Genomic DNA, 18,311 nt, shown 5'->3' on the forward strand with positions numbered 1-18,311 from the left:
GAGGATGAGCAGCTGGCGGAGGGCTTTCTGGCGCAACTGCCGGAGCTGCCGGTGAGCCGTCCTGTCCGGCTGGGGCAGCTGGCGGCCTTGATTGGTGGGGCAACGCTGCTGTTGTGCGCCGATAGCGCTCCCATGCATTTGGCGGTGGCGGTGCAGACGCCGCTGGTGGCGTTGTTTGGGCCCACCGACCCGCTGCGGCTGCTGCCTTCAGAGGGGCCGTTTCGGGCGGTCAAGGGGGCCGATGGGAAGGTGGAGTCGATTGCCCCCGAGCAAATTCTGCAGGTGATCTTTCCGGCCTAGAGCCAAGGTTTTCGTGGCAGCAACCCAGTCCCGTTTCTCTGCAGGCGGACCGAGAAGCCTTCTAGCCTGGGAGATGTGTCCCTGTCTGCTTTTAGCCGGCGGGAGAGCTTGCTTTGTCACCTTGGCTCTCCTAGGCTTGCTGGCGAGCGACCGTAAGGCAGTCAGCATTGCTGTTGACCGGGGGAACTTCTGCCCTCTTGGGGGAAAAGGGCTGGGGAAGTAGGGGATTCTCATGCGGACGAAGGGACTTGAACCCTTACGCCTTGCGGCACTAGATCCTAAGTCTAGCGCGTCTGCCGTTCCGCCACGTCACTCTCACCCATGCTAGCTCGCCCTCTGGGCCAGGGCGACCTGTAGGGCAGCAGTCTCAGCATCATCGTCATCTCGAATCGGAATCCCGCTCCAAGTCGCGAAAAAGAGGTGTGCTCAGGTAGCGTTCCCCAAAACTAGGCTGGATCATTACAATCCGCTTGCCAGCGTTTTCCGGTCGCCGCCCCACCTGGATGGCTCCCGCCAAGGCAGCCCCAGTGGAAATGCCGGAGAGGATCCCTTCTTCTTTGGCCAGGCGCCGGCTGTAGACCATGCTCTCTTCATCTTCCACTGGGATCACCTCATCCAGCAGGTCGCGCCGCAGCACATCAGGCACGAATCCCGCTCCGATCCCTTCAATGCGATGAAAGCCGGGCCGTCCACCACTCAAGACGGCACTGGCCTTGGGTTCAACGGCCACCAGTCGAATGGCTGGGTTTTTCCCCTTCAAAAACTCGCCCGCCCCCGTGATGGTGCCGCCGGTACCTACCCCTGCCACCAGGATATCCACTTGACCATCGGTATCTTCCCAAATTTCCGGGCCGGTGGTTCTGGCATGGATCCGGGGGTTGGCGGGATTGGTGAACTGGCCCAACATGTAAGCGTTGGGAGTGCGGCGGACGATCTCTTCAGCCTTCCAGATGGCTTCCCCCATGCCGCCGGCGCTACTGGCCAGGTGCACCTCTGCTCCGTAGGCTTTCAACAGCAGTCGCCGCTCCAGGCTCATGCTCTCAGGCATGACGATGATGAGCCGGTAACCCTTGGCAGCAGCGGCCATGGCCAGGCCAATGCCGGTATTGCCAGAGGTGGGCTCCACCAAGATGGTCTTGCCGGGGGTGATCAAACCGGCCTGTTCGGCAGCCTCGATCATGCTGACGGCAATGCGGTCTTTCACCGAAGCGGCAGGGTTAAAGCTCTCCAATTTCACCACGATCTCGGCCAGGCACCCCTCCGATTGCGGGATCCGATTCAACCGCACCAGCGGGGTGCGACCGATGAGCTGGGTGATGTTGGCGGCGATTTTCATGGCTAACAAAAAGGAAGAAACCATCGCGGCAGTGGGCCCTAGCCCTTAACTCCGGAGCAACCGAGGGCCTTACGCGAGGCTAACCCTTGAATAAGCTCCTTGGCGTGCCCCTTTCAAGATCTCACTGCCCTTGGCCCAGCATTGAGGGGATCCCTGCATTCCTTGAAGTTTTGAGAGGGAGGGTTACAAAACCCCTCCTGAAAATGAATTAGAGTGAGATCACACCGGAAGGACGAGTCCATTATGCACCTGAGTGACATCACTCATCCCAACCAGCTCCGAAACCTGAACCTGAGCCAGTTGCGCAGCCTAGCCCGCCAGATTCGCGACAAACATCTGCAGACGGCTGCCAATTCCCCGGTCGGCTGTCATCTGGGGCCAGGGCTGGGGGTGGTGGAGCTGACCTTGGCCCTCTACAAGACCCTCGATCTGGATCGAGACAAGGTGATCTGGGATGTGGGGCACCAGGCTTATGCCCACAAAATGCTCACCGGCAGGTACCACAATTTCCACACATTGCGCCAGAAGGGGGGGATTTCCGGCTACCTGAAGCGCAGCGAGAGCCGCTTCGATCACTTTGGGGCGGGGCACGCTTCCACCAGCATCTCGGCAGCTTTGGGCATGGCCATCGCTCGGGATCGGCGGGGAGACAACTTCAAGGTGGTGGCCATCATTGGGGATGGTGCCCTAACCGGAGGCATGGCCTACGAAGCCATCAACCACGCCGGGCACCTGCCCAAGACCAACCTGATGGTGGTGCTCAACGACAACGGCATGTCCATTTCCCCCAACGTGGGAGCGATCCCTCGCTATTTAAACCGCCTGCGCCTCAGCCCGCCGGTGCAGTTTTTGGCCGATAGCCTGGAAGAGCAACTGAAGAATCTCCCCCTGCTGGGATCCAGCCTCAGCCCAGAAATTGACCGCCTCAAGGAAACGGTGAAGCTGGTTACCGCTGTGCAAAACAACAAAGCCGGCATTATCTTTGAGGAGCTGGGCTTTACCTACGTGGGGCCGGTGGACGGGCACAACCTGGCGGAGTTGTTGGATGCCTTTGAGTTGGCCCACGGCATCTCCGGCCCGGTACTGGTGCATGTAGCTACCGTCAAAGGCAAGGGCTACCCGCCTGCCGAAGCGGAACAGGTGGGGTATCATGCCCAATCCCGCTTCGACCTGGCCACCGGCAAGCCCTACCCGCCCACCAAGCCCAAGCCCCCCAGCTACAGCAAGGTCTTTGGCCATGCCCTCTGCAAGCTGGCCGAGCGGGATCCCCGCATCATCGGCATCACCGCCGCTATGGATACGGGCACTGGCCTGGATAAGCTCAAGGAAAAGCTGCCGGATCAGTTTGTGGATGTGGGGATCGCCGAGCAGCACGCTGTAACGTTGGCGGCTGGCATGGCCTGTGAGGGAATGCGGCCAGTGGTGGCCATTTATTCCACCTTCTTGCAGCGGGCCTACGACCAGATCATCCACGATGTCTGTATCCAAAAGTTGCCGGTCTTCTTTTGCTTGGATCGGGCGGGAGTTGTGGGAGCCGATGGCCCCACCCACCAAGGCATGTACGACATCGCCTATCTGCGCTGCATTCCGGAAATGGTGCTAATGGCTCCCAAAGATGAAGCGGAGCTACAGCGCATGGTGGTGACCGGGATCCAGTACACCCAGGGCCCCATCGCCATGCGTTACCCGCGCGGATCTGGCGTGGGGGTGCCTCTGGCAGAAGAGGGATGGGAACCCCTGCCCATCGGCAAAGCCGAGGTGTTGCGCAGCGGCGGCGAGGTGCTGATCCTGGCCTATGGGTCGATGGTGCATCCCAGCCTGCAGGCGGCGGAGATCTTGAAAGAACACGGCATCTCAGCCACGGTGGTCAATGCCCGCTTCGCCAAGCCTCTGGATACTGAGCTGATCCTGCCTTTGGCCGAACAGAGCCGCTTGGTGGTGACGGTGGAAGAAGGTTGCCTCATGGGTGGGTTTGGCTCGGCAGTGGCCGAAGCCCTGCTCGACGCCGACCTGGCAGTGCCCTTGTTGCGCTTGGGGGTGCCGGATGTTTGGGTGGAGCACGCCACCCCTGAGGAATCCTTGGCAGAACTAGGCTTGAACAGTGCCGGGATTGCCGAGCGGATTCGGGCCAAGTTTCAGGCACGAGTTCTCAAGGGATCCCCTGCAGAACTTCCCACTGTCAATTCCTAAATCTATCCTGAATCTATTCTGAGAGGCCCATCCGCCGGTTGAACTGCTCGATAGCGGCTTGCTGCAGAGCTTCTGCAACAGGGCGGGTGCGCAGGAGGATCTGCACATCTCGCAGCAGGTTTTCTCGCCACAGGTTCTCCCGCAACACCTGCAGGCGGGCATAGTTGGGATCCAAGCGCATGGCCTTTGCCCCCAGTTCCTCAGCCCGTTCGGTTTCTCCCCGAATGTAGAGGGCAGTCGCCAGGGCCAAATAGGGCTCTGCTACGGCATTGTTCATCTCTATCGTGCGTTCCCAGCGATCGATGGCGGCGTCGAGATCCCCCTGCTCATAGTCCACCAAGCCCATGTTGTTCATGGCCGGCCAATAGGCGGAATCCAACTCCAAGGTCTTCTCATATTCCTGCCGGGCCGCATCCCACCGATCCAGCATGAGGTAGGCATTGCCCAGTTGGAAGCGGGCATTGGGGTTATCCGGTTGGAGGGCAACCGCTCGTTCCAGGGTTTCAGCAGCGGCAAAGTAGCTGCCCTGCCGCAAATAAGCCGATCCCAGCGAGTAGAGAACAGCCCCATCTTGAGGAGACAGGGCGCGGGCCTTCTGCAACGAGGCAATCGCCTGCTCCAAGTCCCCCAGTTCTAGGTGGACGTTGCCCAAAACGTAGAGTAGCTCTGAGGAGTTGGGCACCATGGACACGGCCAGTTGCAGGCGGCGCAGCGCTTCTTCCGTCTGGCCAAACTGGGCTAACCGCAGCGAGTCGGTGGCCAGTTGTAGCGCTTGGGCCTGCATCAAGCCCCCATTGGGCAGAGGGACGTGCAGCAACACCTGGGCCTGGGCAGAGCTCCACCCTCCCATCCCCAACACAACTGCCAGGCCCACCGACAAGGCTCGCCAGGGCCGGACGGATAACCGGAACAACAGTGGCGGCATGATACCCACGCAATAAACAGGCCATGCCCATGTTAGCTGCAACAGCCGGGGATCCCTACGTCTTGGTGTTCTCTTCTGCAGCGGCCATTTGAAAGGGCTCTTGAGCTGCTCATGCTGATACATTCACGCTGAACTCTCCTGAACATGGTTCAGGAAAGAAGCGATCGCATCCTGCCTATCTCTGTTCGCGTCAGCGGGACGGAGTCCAAACAGGAAGGCGGTATCCCGCAAAGCCCTGAGGAATACCCCCCGAGCGCTTTCCCCCTTCACTTCCCGGCAACCGTTGCGGTGGACTCAAGGATCAGGGGGAAACTTGGTCTACTATATCCCTCTCAATGACTTTTGCCAAACCGCCTAAAGCTCAGTAAATTCAGCAAAGTTCAGGGTTTTGGGGGTTAGAGGCATGCTCTTCTGCCTGTTGCTGAGGGTGCCCCGGCTTACACAGAGGTGGATAGGCCATGGTTTACCAGCCGAGAGCAGCCAAATCAGAGGCGCCGCCACCGCCGCCCCGATTGGGTGAGCAGATCTTCGGCAGCCTTTGGCCCCCAAGTGCCGGCCTCATAGGTGAACAGAGGCGGTGCAGCACCGCCGCCATTGCCGCTGCCGGGCTCAGACTCCCAGGCCGATAACACCGGCGTCACCACCCGCCAGGCCGCTTCAACCTCATCGGCACGGGTGAACAGCGTTGGATCCCCCAGCAGACAATCCAGGAGCAGGCGATCGTAAGCATCCGGTGTACTCGCTCCAAAAGCCGTCCCATAGCGGAAATCCATATCCACCGAGCGAGTGCGGATCTCTGGCCCCGGCATCTTGGCCTCAAAGCGCAACGAGATGCCCTCATTGGGTTGGATACGCAGCACCAGGATATTGGGGCTCACCTCCCGAGCTGCCGATTGGAACAGGGAAAGGGGCACCTGCTTAAAGTGAATGGCCACCTCCGAAACCTTCTTGGGCAGGCGTTTCCCAGTGCGCAAGTAGAAGGGCACCCCCTTCCACCGCCAGGTGTCACACTCCAGTTTCAGAGCGACGTAGGTGGGGGTTTTGGACTGGGGATTGACATTGGGCTCCTGCCGATAGCCCAGCACCGGCTTGCCGGCAATCCAGCCAGGGCCGTACTGCGCCCGCACCGCTGCGGCTGCCACATTGCGGGGATCCGCTAGGCGGGTGGCCTGCAGCACCTTGGTCTTTTCGTTGCGCACCCCATCGCTGCGCAGTGAGACAGGTGGCTCCATGGCCGTCAGGCAATAGATCTGCATTAGGTGGTTTTGCACCATGTCTCGCAGGGCGCCGGCAGTGTCGTAGTAGCCGGCCCGATCCTCCACCCCCACCGTCTCCGCCACGGTGATCTGCACATGGTCGATGTAGTTGCGGTTCCAGAGAGGCTCGAAAATGGCGTTGGCAAAGCGGAAGACCAGCAAATTCTGCACCGTCTCTTTGCCCAAGTAGTGATCAATGCGGTAGATCTGCTCTTCCTGGCAAATCCGCTGCAGGATGCGGTTGAGCTCCTGGGCCGAGGTGAGATCGTGGCCGAAGGGCTTTTCGATCACCACCCGCGTTTTGGTCGGATCGGCCACCATGCCAGCTGCCCCCAGCTGTTGGATGGCCTGGGCATAGAAGTCCGGCGCCACCGCCAGATAGAACACCCGGTGGCCGCGGGTGCCCCGCTCTTCGTCCAGCTGGCTGAGCAGTTGCTTCAGGCGAAGATAGCCTTCTGGATCCCCGATATCCAGGCGGCAATAGAACAGGCGGCTGGCGAAGTCCTGCCATAGGGCCTCCGGCCCCAAGTCCTGGGGGGCAAACTCCTGCACGGCAGCCCGCATTTTTTCCCGATAAACCTCGTGAGTCCAATCGCGGCGGGCCACCCCCACCAAGGTAAACTCCGGCGGCAGCCGTCGCTGCACAAACAGCCGATAGTAGGCCGGGATCAGCTTGCGGGCCGCCAGATCCCCAGAAGCGCCAAACTGCACCACAATACAGGGATCCGGGGTGCGTTCTTGGTTGAGACCAACGCGAAGGGGGTTTTCTGCCAGGGTTACCATAGGCCAGCTTGGCTCAAAGAGAAGGATTGGGAAGAACCTAGGGCACCAGAGAACCCTCCAGGCAGCGCAGCACTTCTTCCACGTTCTCGCGGCTGCCGATGATAAGGGGCACCCGTTGGTGGAGAGATTGGGGAACGATATCCAGGATGGCCTCGGTGCCAGTGGTGGCCGCCCCGCCCGCCTGCTCGGCCAGAAAAGCCAGGGGGTTGGCCTCGTACATCAGGCGCAGCTTGCCCTCCGGTTTTTTCTGGGTGCCGGGATAGAGGTAAACTCCGCCCTGCAGGAGAATGCGGTGAAAATCCGCCACCAGAGCGCCGCTGTAACGGGAGATGTAGCCATCGCGGCGGTGAACATAGCGAACGAAGTTTTGGATCCCTTCGCTCCAGTGGCAGAAATAGCCCTCGTTGAGGCTGTAGACGGAGCCGCGTTCAGGAATGCGGATGTCGCTGCGGGAGAGGATAAATTCCCCCAAGCTGGGATCCAACGTGAAACCGTGTACCCCCTTGCCAACGGAGTAGACCAGTTGGGTGCTGGGGCCGTAGAGAATATATCCTGCAGCCAGTTGGCGACGGCCCGGTTGCAGCAGGTCTTGGTTGTCCGCTTCCGGGCGATCCTCAAGAGGGTGAAGGACGGAGAAGATAGAGCCGACGCTGAGGTTGGCGTCAATGTTGGAGGATCCATCCAGGGGATCGATCATCAGGGCCAAGCGGCTGAGGGAGCAGTTTTCCGGCAGGCGAGCCGGGGTTTTCATCTCTTCCGAGACCAGCCGACACACCAGGCCCGTTTGCTCCAAAGCGCGAATGAAGGCCCGGTTGGCATAGTCATCCATCTGTTGCTGTTCTTCCCCTTGGACATTGAGGCTGCCGGTAACCCCCAGCGCCCCTTCGATCAGTCCTGCCTGACTCAGCCGCCGGGCGATCATCTTGCCGGCCAGGGCAATGCGGTTCATCAGGGCGCTGAAGTCTTGGGCCTCTGCCGTAAAACTGCCAAACTGCTGTAAAACATGACGGGAGAGGGTGAGCACATCCCGCAACATCTCCCGTGAGGACTCCGTCCCGCTAACGCGGTCGGCACTGCTGGGCACTGCAGGCGAGGGGAGAGGAGAGCTGAGAACCATACGAGGCTTCGCCAACACGAAAGAAAAACACCCATACAAGGGATCCCCGACCCCTGCGTCTTGACCCGGAGTGCAAGGACTCGGTCTTGCCAGGGCGATTGGAACCTGGGATCCCTTCTACTAGGTAGGCTGGCCGATTCCTGGCGCAGGTGCAGACAACTTACAGAGTTGCTTCAGATTTGGTTTGGATCCCTCTTGCCGGCAGAGCTAGTGTTCCCCCGAAGAGAGGCGGTAGGATGAGTTCTAGCCGTTTTCTTCCTTGCCCACTTCCTCTCGATTCCCTCTGGCAATGATGGCCAATTCTCCGCTCCCACTGCGCAGCCAAGTGGTCACCCAAGGGGTACAGCGCTCCCCCAACCGCGCCATGCTCAGAGCCGTGGGCTTTCGCGACGAAGATTTCGGCAAGCCCATCGTCGGCATTGCCAACGCCCACAGCACCCTCACCCCCTGCAACATGGGGATCCAAACTCTGGCGGAGCGGGCGGAGGCGGCTTTGAGAACGGCGGGCTGTATGCCCCAGGTGTTCGGCACCATCACCATCAGCGATGGCATTTCCATGGGCACGGAGGGGATGAAATACTCGCTGGTGTCGCGGGAAGTGATTGCCGATTCCATCGAGACGGTGGTCAACGGCCAGAGCATGGATGGCCTCTTGGCCATCGGCGGCTGCGACAAGAACATGCCGGGGGCGATGATCGCCATGGCCCGCCTCAATGTGCCCTCCATCTTCGTCTACGGCGGCACCATCAAGCCGGGTCACTACAATGGCCGCGACCTCACCATCGTCAGCGCCTTTGAAGCCGTAGGGGAGTTCAGCGCCGGGCGCATCTCCGAGGAAGAGCTGCTGGCGGTGGAGCGCCATGCCTGTCCCGGTGCCGGATCCTGCGGCGGCATGTACACGGCCAACACCATGTCCAGCGCGTTTGAGGCTATGGGGATGAGTCTGCCCTACTCCTCCACCATGGCTGCAGAAGACGAAGAGAAAGCCGAAAGTGCCGCCCAATCGGCCAAGGTCTTGGCAGAGGCCATCAAAGCCAACCTCCGCCCCCGCGACATCATCACCCGTAAAAGCATTGAAAATGCCATCTCGGTGATCATGGCCGTAGGGGGATCCACCAACGCCGTGCTCCACTTTCTGGCCATTGCCCATGCGGCAGAAGTGCCCCTGACGCTAGATGATTTCGAGACCATTCGTGCTCGCGTGCCTGTCCTCTGCGATCTCAAGCCTTCAGGGCGGTTTGTGGCCACCGACCTGCACCGGGCCGGCGGGATCCCCCAGGTGATGAAAATGCTGCTCAACCACGGCCTGCTGCACGGGGACTGCCTCACCATCTCCGGCCAGACCATCGTCGAAGTCCTGCGGGATGTGCCGGACGAGCCTAGCCCGGATCAGGAGGTGATCCGCCCTTGGCACAGCCCCCTGTATCCCCAAGGGCATCTGGCCATCCTCAAGGGGAATCTGGCTCCCGAAGGAGCAGTAGCCAAGATTACCGGCGTCAAGAACCCGAAAATTACCGGGCCGGCGCGGGTCTTCGATTCAGAGGAGTCCTGCCTGCAGGCCATCCTCTCCGGCCAGATCCGAGCAGGGGATGTGGTGGTGATCCGCTACGAAGGCCCCAAAGGTGGCCCCGGCATGCGGGAGATGCTCTCGCCCACTTCGGCCATCATCGGCGCCGGCTTGGGGGATAGCGTTGGCCTGATCACCGATGGCCGCTTCTCCGGCGGCACCTACGGCATGGTAGTGGGCCATGTGGCTCCCGAAGCCTATGTGGGGGGCACGATTGCCCTGGTGGAGGAAGGGGATCTCATCACCATTGATGCCCCGGCTCGCCAGTTGCACTTGCATGTGAGCGAAGAAGAGCTGGCCCGCCGCCGCGCCCGCTGGTCTCCTCCTGAGCCTCGCTACAAACGGGGCACCCTAGCCAAGTACGCCAAGCTGGTCTCCAGCAGCAGCCTGGGGGCAGTGACGGATTTAAACCTGTGGGATTAATTCCTCGTAGCCCTGGCGTCTCAACCTAACCTGAAGCGACTATGAGTGCGAGAAAGCGGCAGAGAGAAGGGATCCCTGCCGCTGGGTTTTATGGGCTGACGGCCTCAGAGACAACTAGGTACCGATGATCCCGCCGTCATTTTTGGTGATCACCACCACCGCCGAGCGGGGGTAGAGATTGGGGTCGTAGTCTGGCCAGCGGGAATCGACCTTGCCGGCAGCAAAGTCGTCCTCGCTGGTGCTGGCGCCTGGGTGCTGCACGTTGATGAACATGGTGCGCTGATCGGGAGTGGTGACCACACCGGTGATCTCCTGCCCAATCGGCCCGGTTAAAAAGCGGCGAATTTCCCCTGTATCCGGATCGGCAGCCAACATTTGGTTGTTGCCAAAAGGCGCAAACTCCTCTTTGTTGAGATTGCTTTCGCTGGTGTCGGTCTGGATCCAGAGGCGACGGCTGGCATCGAACCACAGACCATCGGGAGAGTTGAAGATGTTGTCTTCATTGAGGGGCTGGCCCGATAGCTTGCGGCTATCTTCCGGCGGCCCGGCCAAGACAAAGAGATCCCACTCGAAACGGGTGGCTTGAGGCCGGTCGTTGGCTTCCTTCCAACGGATGATGTGACCCCACTTGTTTTTGGGACGGGGGTTGGCAGCGTTCACCTGGTCTTGTTCCCGACGGCTGTTGTTGGTCAGGGTGAAGTAGACCATGCGGGTTTGCGGATCCACCGCTCCCCACTCAGGCCGGTCCATTTTAGTAGCACCGACAAAATCTGCCGCCGTGCGGGTGTTCACCAACACATCTGCTTGGCTGGTGAAGCCGTTTTCCGGGGTTAGACCGTTTTTCCCAAACACCAGCGGCAGCCACTCCCCTGTGCCATCTTCGTTGAACTTGGCCACATACAAGGTGCCATTGTCCAACAGATGTCCACCCGCCGTTTCCTTGCGGTAGGGCTCGGCAGAGACGTACTTGTAGATGTACTCAAAGCGGGCATCATCCCCCATGTAGGCCACAATCGGCTGGCCTTCCACCGGCGGCTGAAACACCACGCCTTCGTGGGCGAAGCGGCCCAGAGCGGTGCGCTTCTTGGGAGTGCTGCTGGGATCAAAGGGATCGATCTCCACCACCCAGCCAAAAGTGTTGGGCTCATTGCGGTAGTCTTGAGTGGCATCCGCAGCGGTGGGGGTGGCATTGAAGCGGATGAACTCGTCTGCCTTGTTGCTGGCCAGCTCCCAGCCGTAGCGGGAAGTCTCGGTGCTTACGCCGTAGCGCTTGTGCTCCCGGGGCAGGTTGGGCTTTTGGTCGGGGCCTTTGCTGGTGTTGCTGAAGTAGCCCGCCCAGTTCTCCTCACAAGTAAGGTAGGTATTCCAGGGAGTGACGCCGTGGGCGCAGTTGTTCAGGGTGCCACGGGTCATCGTGCCTTCGGGGCTGAACTTGGTTTTCACAAAGTCGGATCCCCGCACCGGGCCGTGGATCTCCATGAGGGTAAGACCGGTGATGCGGCGGTTGAGGCGATCCCGCACCACTTCCCAACTGCCGTCTCCCTGCTGCTTGATGTGGACAATGCTCACCCCGTGGCCATTCAGCTCTTTCAGCACCTGATCGGGATCGCGGGTGCCGTCAGGATTGGTGGGATACAGGTCGGAATCCAGCTTCTGGCCCACAGCCGCAGCATGCATAAACCGAGGCTCAACGTACTCGTGGTTAAACACCAGCAAACCCTCGGTGGAGCTGCCCTGCCAGGGATCCTTCCCTTCGATGGGGAAGAGGTGCATGCCATCGTGGTGGGTACCCACCTGCATTCCCTGCTCGGCACCGGTGTTTTCCAGCTTGAACTGTGGATAGGTGCCGGTGATGGGAGTACCCCAAGCCAGCAGCGGTCGGGCAGTGTAGCCTTCGGGCACCACCAGTTTGTCTTCCGCGCTCACAGGAATTGCCTTGAAGCCCAGCAAAGCACTGCCACTGGCGGCTTTTGCCGATTTGGAAGCACTGTTCAGCTAGAAATCGCAGGAGCCCCGCACTGTACCCGTAGGGTCAGTGCCGGGAGGAATGCGCTTTGATGAAGTACAATGAACTTATGAGCCAAGTCCTGACCATATCCTGTAAGCTCAAGGCGTTCCCGTCACAAGCCGCCAAATTGGACGCGACGATGGATGCCTTTGTGCAGGCACTGAACTGGGTCAACCAGAACACGCCGGAGAAGATCGTCAATGCGGTCAAACTGCAATCCCTTTGCTACTACGAGATTCGCGCCCGATTCGGCTTGTCCAGTAACTTGGCCCAGCAGGTGTGCAGACGGGTGGCAGGCGCTCGCAAAGTGGCGAGACAGCGCAACCGTCCGGTTAAAGAGTTCAAGCGTAGGTTCGTTACCTACGACGCACGTATCTTTTCATTCCGCGAGAAAGACTGGACGGTGTCGCTGACCACGGTTGAAGGGAGAGAACGCTTTGAACTGGCCATTGGCAACTACCAGCGTGGGATGCTGGCTGGTTCCAACCCAAAAGCTGCCACGCTGATCAAGCGCAAAGATGGCTCCTACTACATCCAGATTTGCGTAGAGAAAAAGCCACCCAAGCAACAAGATACCGACAAGGTGATCGGGGTGGACTTGGGCAGGACAGATATTGCCCATACGTCAGAGGGGGACAACTGGAATGGACAGCAGTTGAACAGAGTCCGAGACCACTACTCCCGGTTGAGGGCGGTACTCCAACGCAAAGCCAGTAAGGGCACACGCAGTTCGCGGCGCAGATGCAGAGAACTGTTGCAACGGCTGTCTGGCAAGGAGAGACGCTTCCAAACGTGGGTCAATCATCGCATCTCCAAAGCTATTGTCTCCAGGGCAAAAGCTACCAACAGCGCTATTGCTCTGGAAGACCTGACAGGGATCCGGGAAAGGGTCAATCAACAGCCACGCAGCAAAGCCGAGCGGCGTAGGACCAACAGTTGGGCGTTCTACCAACTACGTCAGTTTCTGGAATACAAGGCGAGGGCTGCAGGGGTTTCTCTGATTCTTGTGCCGCCTGCCTACACGTCGCAGACCTGCCACCGGTGTTTGCACATCCATCCCGACCCTGCGCAATCCTATCGCAGTGGTAAGTCGTTCAAGTGTGGGCACTGTGGATGGGAAGGGGATGCGGATTTGAATGGTGCGAATGTGATTGCGCTCTTGGGGGCTGTCGTAAACCAGCCTAGAGGTCCGGGCTTGTTTTGTTCTCTGGTAGAGCAGAACAGGCTCAGGGCTACTGAAAGCCCGCTCCGTACCGCTTAGCGGTCGGAGCCGGGTAGTTTACCGCAGGCAAGCCAAAAAAGGTGGCCACCGCTGCAGCAATTCCCCCCTGCAACACTTGACGCCGCTGCAAACGGCTCTCCAGGATGCTGCTGAAAGTGGGGTTGGGAGAGTGGTTACACATAGGCTCGTCTCCAGGACGAAGCTTAGGGCCATGCGAATGGATACTCATGTTGACTTCTCCTCTTGTCTTGACAAGTTTTGTTTAGAAACTTGGCGAGTCTTATAAAACAGCACCTAACCCCTGCGCTACTCTATTCGCGCATGAGGATAGGCACTACAAAAGTTTCTTAATCATTTGTTGCAACGAGAAGAAGACTTGGTTTAAGTCAATTAGATCAAGTGCCAATAAAGTAGTCTGCAGTCCTTAGAATTGCGATTCTTATGCGATTCTTAGAGGTCTTTTCGTAACCTAGAGAACAAATACACCCCATCTTGGTGGTACAGAAGCTGGAATTGAGTTTCCTTCTGTAAAGCTTCAATCAGGACACGGGAGAACTCTGGACTGCTGCGCCACCCCGGATGACGGGTGTTGAGCAACACATAATCAAAGGGATCCCACTGAGAGGGCGGGGATCCATTGAAGCGGCCCTCGTCTGTAAAGTAGATTACAGGTCGCTGGGTGAGGTGAGGGCTGATCTCGTGGGTGGTGAGGACGCCCCCTTGGGTGGTGATCTGGGCAAGAGCCTGTCGGGTTGCCTGCCAAGTGTCTAGGGAGCTGAGATAAATCGAGCCGAAAAAGGTGTATTTCCCCAAGGCCAAAAAGGCCAGCGAAGACCAGATCAGGGGCAGTTTTCCATCTTTTATAAAATGGCTCTGGAAGAGGTGATTTTTCACATTCTCGATGACAGCTAAGAACAAGAAAGGAACGATAGGCAAAGCGTACTGATGCACCAGATCTCGATAGGCGGGGTTGCTGGAGAGTATATTCAAACCCAGGGTAGGCAGGGCAGGGATCCAAGGATCCCAGTGTCGCCAAGAGAGGCCCCAAGCCAAAGGCGCAACCAGTAAAAATCCATAAAACAGGGTGTCCAGAGAGAAGACTTTGCTCAAAACCAGCATCGGTCTCAAGATTAAACCTTGAACAATTTCCGCAACAGAATTCCCTAGATAGTCGTAATGAGAAACGGCTGCCGGCTCGCTGCCGCTGAAGTAAGGGATGATCCCAAAAGTGGCTATCCCAAACCAAGCCGATCCTGCCGCAATTGCCGTCCAGCCGCCCACTTGGCAGCGCCATTGCCAGCGTTCTTGAATTCGTCCTCTTTCCCAAAGCAACAGCCAGGCTCCCAGGGCGACAACATTGAGAGACAACACTGCTTTACAGCCGAGGATGCCGCTCAAACAGAGAAGGAACCCCCACAATTTTCCAGAGCGAATGCAGAGCACAGCCGCCAAGAAAAGGGGAACGGCCAAAACCTCTGGATGAAAATCAAAAAGGTTGGCGTTAAAAATGGCCGGATAGAGAAGATAGGCTGTGGCAATCACCATTGCTTGGCCGGGATCGACCTTGGCCTGAAGTGCAAGGTGATAAATAGCCAATGCTCCCAAGGTTAACGCCAGGGATTGGAGCCCAAACAGCCAATAGACCGAGGGGACAATGCGGTACAAAAAGCTGATGGGATAGAGAATAAAGGCTGCGTGGTCTCCCAAGATGTGGATCCCTCGAATGGTCGAAAACGGAACCTCTCCCCGACTGATTAGATAGATGGATTGGTCGAAGATGCCAAGATCATATCCTCCAGACTGAAACAGGTGATGCCGGACAACACTACAGCCAAAGAGAATGAAGAAATTAAAAATCATGATTGCCAGCAGAAGTGGAGGCAGAGGACGATCCTTCATAAGAACTAGGGCTTTTGATTTATAGATCTTGGCAAGGTAACTTTATCGCTTTTCTCAGCCTTGCGTGACATCCTAGCGAGATCTGGATTCGGCAGAGGCTCCGCCGCAATTCTGGACATTTCTCTTTCCTCGGGAGTATGAGGAATGGCTCAAGCTTGTTGGAGATAACGATACAGATGAGTTAGGACTGGTTACGACAAGAGGGTGTGATTTGGCCCAAGATGGCAGCATGTCTTGCCCCAGTTGCTTCCGGTAAATTGTTGGTCTTACCTTGCCAGGTTTTATAGGCCAATACCGCGAAGGCAAGGGCCTCTTTGGCCTTAGAAGGGATCCCCACTTGGTCGGAAGTCAACAGGGTTGTGGTCGGCAGTTGCTCCTGCAGCAGTTGCATGAGAACAGGGTTTTGGGTGCCGCCACCGCTGAGAATAACTTGATCTGGGGTCGCGGGCAAAAAGTCCCTATAGGCTTGGGCAATGGAGCAGGCCGTAAATCCTGTGAGGGTGGCAATACAGTCGTGAGCAGATATAAATTGGGTCCAAATTTGCTCCAAATAAAGGGATCCAAAATACTCCCGACCAGTGGTTTTGGGCGGTGCCTTTTGAAAATAGGGATCCCGCATCCATTCTGCAACTTTTTCCCAGTGGACTTGGCCTTGGGCAGCCCATTTTCCGTCGCGATCAAAGGCTTGATGTCCCTGACTGGCCCGCATCACCGCCAAATCAATCAAAACATTGCCGGGGCCGGTGTCGAAAGCCAAGGGGGATCCCCCACTGTAGAGGCTGGGGAGATAGGTAAGGTTGGCAATACCGCCGATGTTCTGGGCCACACGATGAAGGTGGGGATGCCTCAACAGCAGCCAATCCACAAAAGCTACCAAAGGTGCGCCTTGACCTCCTGCCGCCATGTCCCGCGCCCGAAAATTGCTCACCACCGGGATCCCGGTCAGCTCGGCAATCACCGCAGCTTCACCGATTTGCAAAGTCGAAGCTTCTGGCCCACTGGGGTTATGCCAAAGGGTTTGGCCATGGCTGCCGATGAGATCGATCTGTTGGGGGGTAAGATGGGCCGCCTGGATCCCTTGCAAGGCCGCTGCCGCAAAAGCTCGACCCAAGCGAAAGTTCAAGGTGCAGATGTGATCTACCGTGCCGGTTTTGGGATCCGCAGCCCGCAAAATCTCTGCCCGCAGCGTTGGGGAATAGGGGATCGTCTGGAAATGCATTAACTCCCACTGTAGGGGATCGTCACCCTCCAGGTGGACGATGGCTACATCGATCCCGTCTACCGAAGTGCCCGACATTAGGCCGACGACGATCATCTTGCTGGGGGCTCGCACCAGAGGCTTGAGAAGGTCTAAAGTTTTGCCCTCTTTCTCCCCTCCCCTTTTTAAGATACAGGCAGCGTATCCGGAGCTACCGCGTGGAGAGGATGAGTGAAGCCATCCGCTACGACCTTCTGTTGGTGGGGGGGAGTTCCTCCAACTTGATCTTGGCCCATCGCCTTTTGGATTTGGCCAAGCTATCCGGGCTAAGAATCTCCATCGCCATTTTGGAAAAAGCCCGCCAATTCGGCGGTCACATCGTCAGTGGCGCCATCTGCAACCTCCAAGTGATCGCCAAGCTCTTCCCCGATTTTGAAAGCCAAGGATTTCCCCACGAAGGCCGGGTGGAAGCCAATCACTTGAGCGTGCTGGGATCCCAACAGCGCTGGGATCTGCCGGAAGCGGTGATCCCGCCGGGATTTCGCAAGCAGGGGCAGTTCATTCTCACCCTCAGCCACGTCATCCGTTGGCTGGCCGAAACCCTGCAGGAAAAAGCCAAAGGGATCCCGAACGTTACCCTGGATGTGTTCCCTGGCTTTGCCGCCCATGAAATCCTCTACGACGGGGAGCGGGTGATTGGGGTGCGGGCGAGCGATTCCGGCCAAGTGTACGAAGATTGCATCTTTGCCGAACTCACCTGTTTCGGCGACAAAGGCTTCATTTCCAAAGATCTCATCGAGAAGTTTCAACTGCGCCCCAACCCGCAACTGTGGTCGGTGGGGGTCAAAGAGGTGTGGCAGATCCCCCAGTCCCGGCAGGGGCAGGTGTGGCATACCTTGGGCTACCCGGTTTTGGATGGCAGCTTCAGCGGGGGCTTTGTCTATGGCCTCAAAGACAATCGCCTGGCCTTAGGTCTGATCATCGGCCTCGACAGCAGGAACCCCAACCTTAACCCCCAGCAGCGTCTGCAGGAGTTCAAGGCTCACCCCTGGATCCAGTCCCTGATTGCCGGCGGCAAGTTGCTCAAGTACGGGGCTGCCGTGATTCCCGAAGGGGGCTACCACAGCCTGCCCACCCGGTTTGGCGTTGAGGGAGCCCTGCTGTTGGGGGATGCGCTGGGGGTGTTGGATGTGGGTAGCTTGGCCGGGGTGGATAATGCCATGGAAACCGGCTATCTGGCGGCGGGCCTCATTCACGATGGCTTCTTGAAAGGGGATCTGCGCATCCAAACCGACTACCAAAAGGCGGTGATGGAAAGTGCAGTGGGGCAAAACCTCTACCGCAGCCGCTACTTCCGCGAGGCTTTTTTGGAAAACTCCCGCCTGCTGGAAGAATACTTACCTCAGGTGTGCCGCAGCGTCGATGCCGGCCACCCCTGGCTGGGATCCCTGCGCTGGGGCCTGCAGGATCCCGTTCGCCGCGGACGAGAAACTCTGCGCGCCTACACCCTGCTCACCGGGCGGGTCAGCCCCAGCGAGCCACCCCCGCGAGGCTATGTGGCCCCCCACGCCGCCATTCAGGCGGATTTTGTGGCCCCCACAACCTTGGCTCCCCAGGAATTGGCCGCTCGACCGGGCTATTTCTCGCGGCCCGATGCGGTTTTTTTCGCGGATCCCCGCTACCCCGAGGGTAACCGTCACATCCTGGAGTTCGACGCCGAAACCTGCCGCCGGTGCATCGCCGCCTACGACAAGCTGAATCGCCCCACCCCCTGCGTTGCCGACTGCACAGCAGAGGTACACCACATCCGCGACCAAAATGGCATCCGCTCCCATGCCATGTCTTTGGAAAACTGCATCCAGTGCCGCACCTGCGAGATCATCTGTCCCCACTTAAACTTGCGGGTCAACCCCAGCTACGAGGGATCCGGGCCGGATTTCTATGGGCTGTAGCCGTTGCTGAGGTTAACTCAGTTCGCTGCAGCTCGCCTGATCCTGGGGGTCTAGCAACTGAGGTGAATGGATCTGGCCATCTTGGCCGACGATCCCAGGGATCCAAGCAACCTTGGAAATTGGCTAGGTTGGGTT

Annotated in this window: 14 protein-coding genes; 5 read left to right on the plus strand and 9 right to left on the minus strand. The window is 58.6% G+C overall.

What is annotated here, in order from left to right; all coding sequences use genetic code 11:
- Positions 1–300: glycosyltransferase family 9 protein (locus tag ACVWYY_RS02635; protein WP_457439513.1), on the plus strand; the 300-nt coding region annotated here is incomplete at its 5' end.
- A gap of 379 nt (positions 301–679) precedes the next feature.
- On the opposite strand, the gene cysK is transcribed toward ACVWYY_RS02635, so the two are convergent.
- Positions 680–1,636 (minus strand): cysteine synthase A, encoded by a 957-nt coding sequence (gene cysK / locus ACVWYY_RS02640; RefSeq protein WP_011433569.1) that lies wholly within the window; start codon positions 1,634–1,636, stop codon positions 680–682.
- A 243-nt stretch (positions 1,637–1,879) separates the two neighbouring features.
- On the opposite strand from cysK, the gene dxs reads away from it, so the two are divergent.
- Positions 1,880–3,826 carry a 1-deoxy-D-xylulose-5-phosphate synthase gene (gene dxs, locus ACVWYY_RS02645; protein WP_011433570.1) on the plus strand — a complete coding sequence of 649 codons (1,947 nt, stop codon included), beginning with the start codon at positions 1,880–1,882 and terminating at the stop codon, positions 3,824–3,826.
- Between the two features lie 13 nt (positions 3,827–3,839).
- Here the strand turns inward: dxs and ACVWYY_RS02650 are convergent, their stop codons facing one another.
- The 4 genes from ACVWYY_RS02650 to ACVWYY_RS02665 form a co-directional block, all read right to left on the minus strand.
- Positions 3,840–4,751: a tetratricopeptide repeat protein gene (locus ACVWYY_RS02650; protein WP_457403952.1), complete on the minus strand. Its 912-nt coding sequence runs from the start codon at positions 4,749–4,751 to the stop codon at positions 3,840–3,842.
- Positions 4,752–5,236: 485 nt separating this feature from the next.
- Positions 5,237–6,790, minus strand: a complete 1,554-nt coding sequence (zwf, locus tag ACVWYY_RS02655; RefSeq protein WP_457403951.1) for a glucose-6-phosphate dehydrogenase — start codon at positions 6,788–6,790, stop codon at positions 5,237–5,239.
- Between the two features lie 37 nt (positions 6,791–6,827).
- A complete protein-coding gene (gene fbp / locus ACVWYY_RS02660; RefSeq protein WP_457403956.1) occupies positions 6,828–7,826 on the minus strand; it encodes a class 1 fructose-bisphosphatase in 999 nt (332 codons plus the stop codon).
- 324 nt (positions 7,827–8,150) lie between these two features.
- Entirely contained in the window at positions 8,151–8,273 is a 123-nt protein-coding gene (locus ACVWYY_RS02665; RefSeq protein WP_457439588.1) for a hypothetical protein, read from the minus strand.
- On the opposite strand from ACVWYY_RS02665, the gene ilvD reads away from it, so the two are divergent.
- Positions 8,233–9,897 (plus strand): dihydroxy-acid dehydratase, encoded by a 1,665-nt coding sequence (gene ilvD, locus ACVWYY_RS02670; RefSeq protein WP_457439579.1) that lies wholly within the window; start codon positions 8,233–8,235, stop codon positions 9,895–9,897. The two genes, ACVWYY_RS02665 and ilvD, sit on opposite strands and share 41 nt — an antisense overlap.
- Before the next feature lie 114 nt (positions 9,898–10,011).
- Here the strand turns inward: ilvD and ACVWYY_RS02675 are convergent, their stop codons facing one another.
- Positions 10,012–11,892, minus strand: a complete 1,881-nt coding sequence (locus ACVWYY_RS02675) for a PhoX family protein (RefSeq protein ID WP_457439581.1) — start codon at positions 11,890–11,892, stop codon at positions 10,012–10,014.
- Positions 11,893–11,972: 80 nt separating this feature from the next.
- Between ACVWYY_RS02675 and ACVWYY_RS02680 the strand changes: the two genes are divergently transcribed.
- On the plus strand, positions 11,973–13,166 hold the full coding sequence (locus ACVWYY_RS02680) for an RNA-guided endonuclease InsQ/TnpB family protein (RefSeq protein WP_457439514.1): 1,194 nt from the start codon (positions 11,973–11,975) through the stop codon (positions 13,164–13,166).
- On the opposite strand, the gene ACVWYY_RS02685 is transcribed toward ACVWYY_RS02680, so the two are convergent.
- The 3 genes from ACVWYY_RS02685 to ACVWYY_RS02695 form a co-directional block, all read right to left on the minus strand.
- Positions 13,138–13,308, minus strand: coding sequence for a hypothetical protein (locus tag ACVWYY_RS02685; protein ID WP_414343072.1), 171 nt, complete (start codon positions 13,306–13,308; stop codon positions 13,138–13,140). The genes ACVWYY_RS02680 and ACVWYY_RS02685 overlap by 29 nt on opposite strands.
- Before the next feature lie 269 nt (positions 13,309–13,577).
- The gene (locus ACVWYY_RS02690) at positions 13,578–15,026 is read right to left on the minus strand and encodes a DUF2079 domain-containing protein (RefSeq protein ID WP_457439516.1); all 1,449 of its coding nucleotides are present in this window, start codon (positions 15,024–15,026) and stop codon (positions 13,578–13,580) included.
- Between the two features lie 181 nt (positions 15,027–15,207).
- On the minus strand, positions 15,208–16,359 hold the full coding sequence (locus ACVWYY_RS02695; RefSeq protein ID WP_457439518.1) for an anhydro-N-acetylmuramic acid kinase: 1,152 nt from the start codon (positions 16,357–16,359) through the stop codon (positions 15,208–15,210).
- Between the two features lie 92 nt (positions 16,360–16,451).
- Here ACVWYY_RS02695 and ACVWYY_RS02700 point away from each other — a divergent pair, with 92 nt between their 5' ends.
- Positions 16,452–18,176, plus strand: a complete 1,725-nt coding sequence (locus ACVWYY_RS02700) for an electron transfer flavoprotein (protein WP_457439520.1) — start codon at positions 16,452–16,454, stop codon at positions 18,174–18,176.
- Positions 18,177–18,311: the final 135 nt, after the last annotated feature.

It is taken from the genome of Thermostichus sp. MS-CIW-34 (assembly GCF_054060435.1).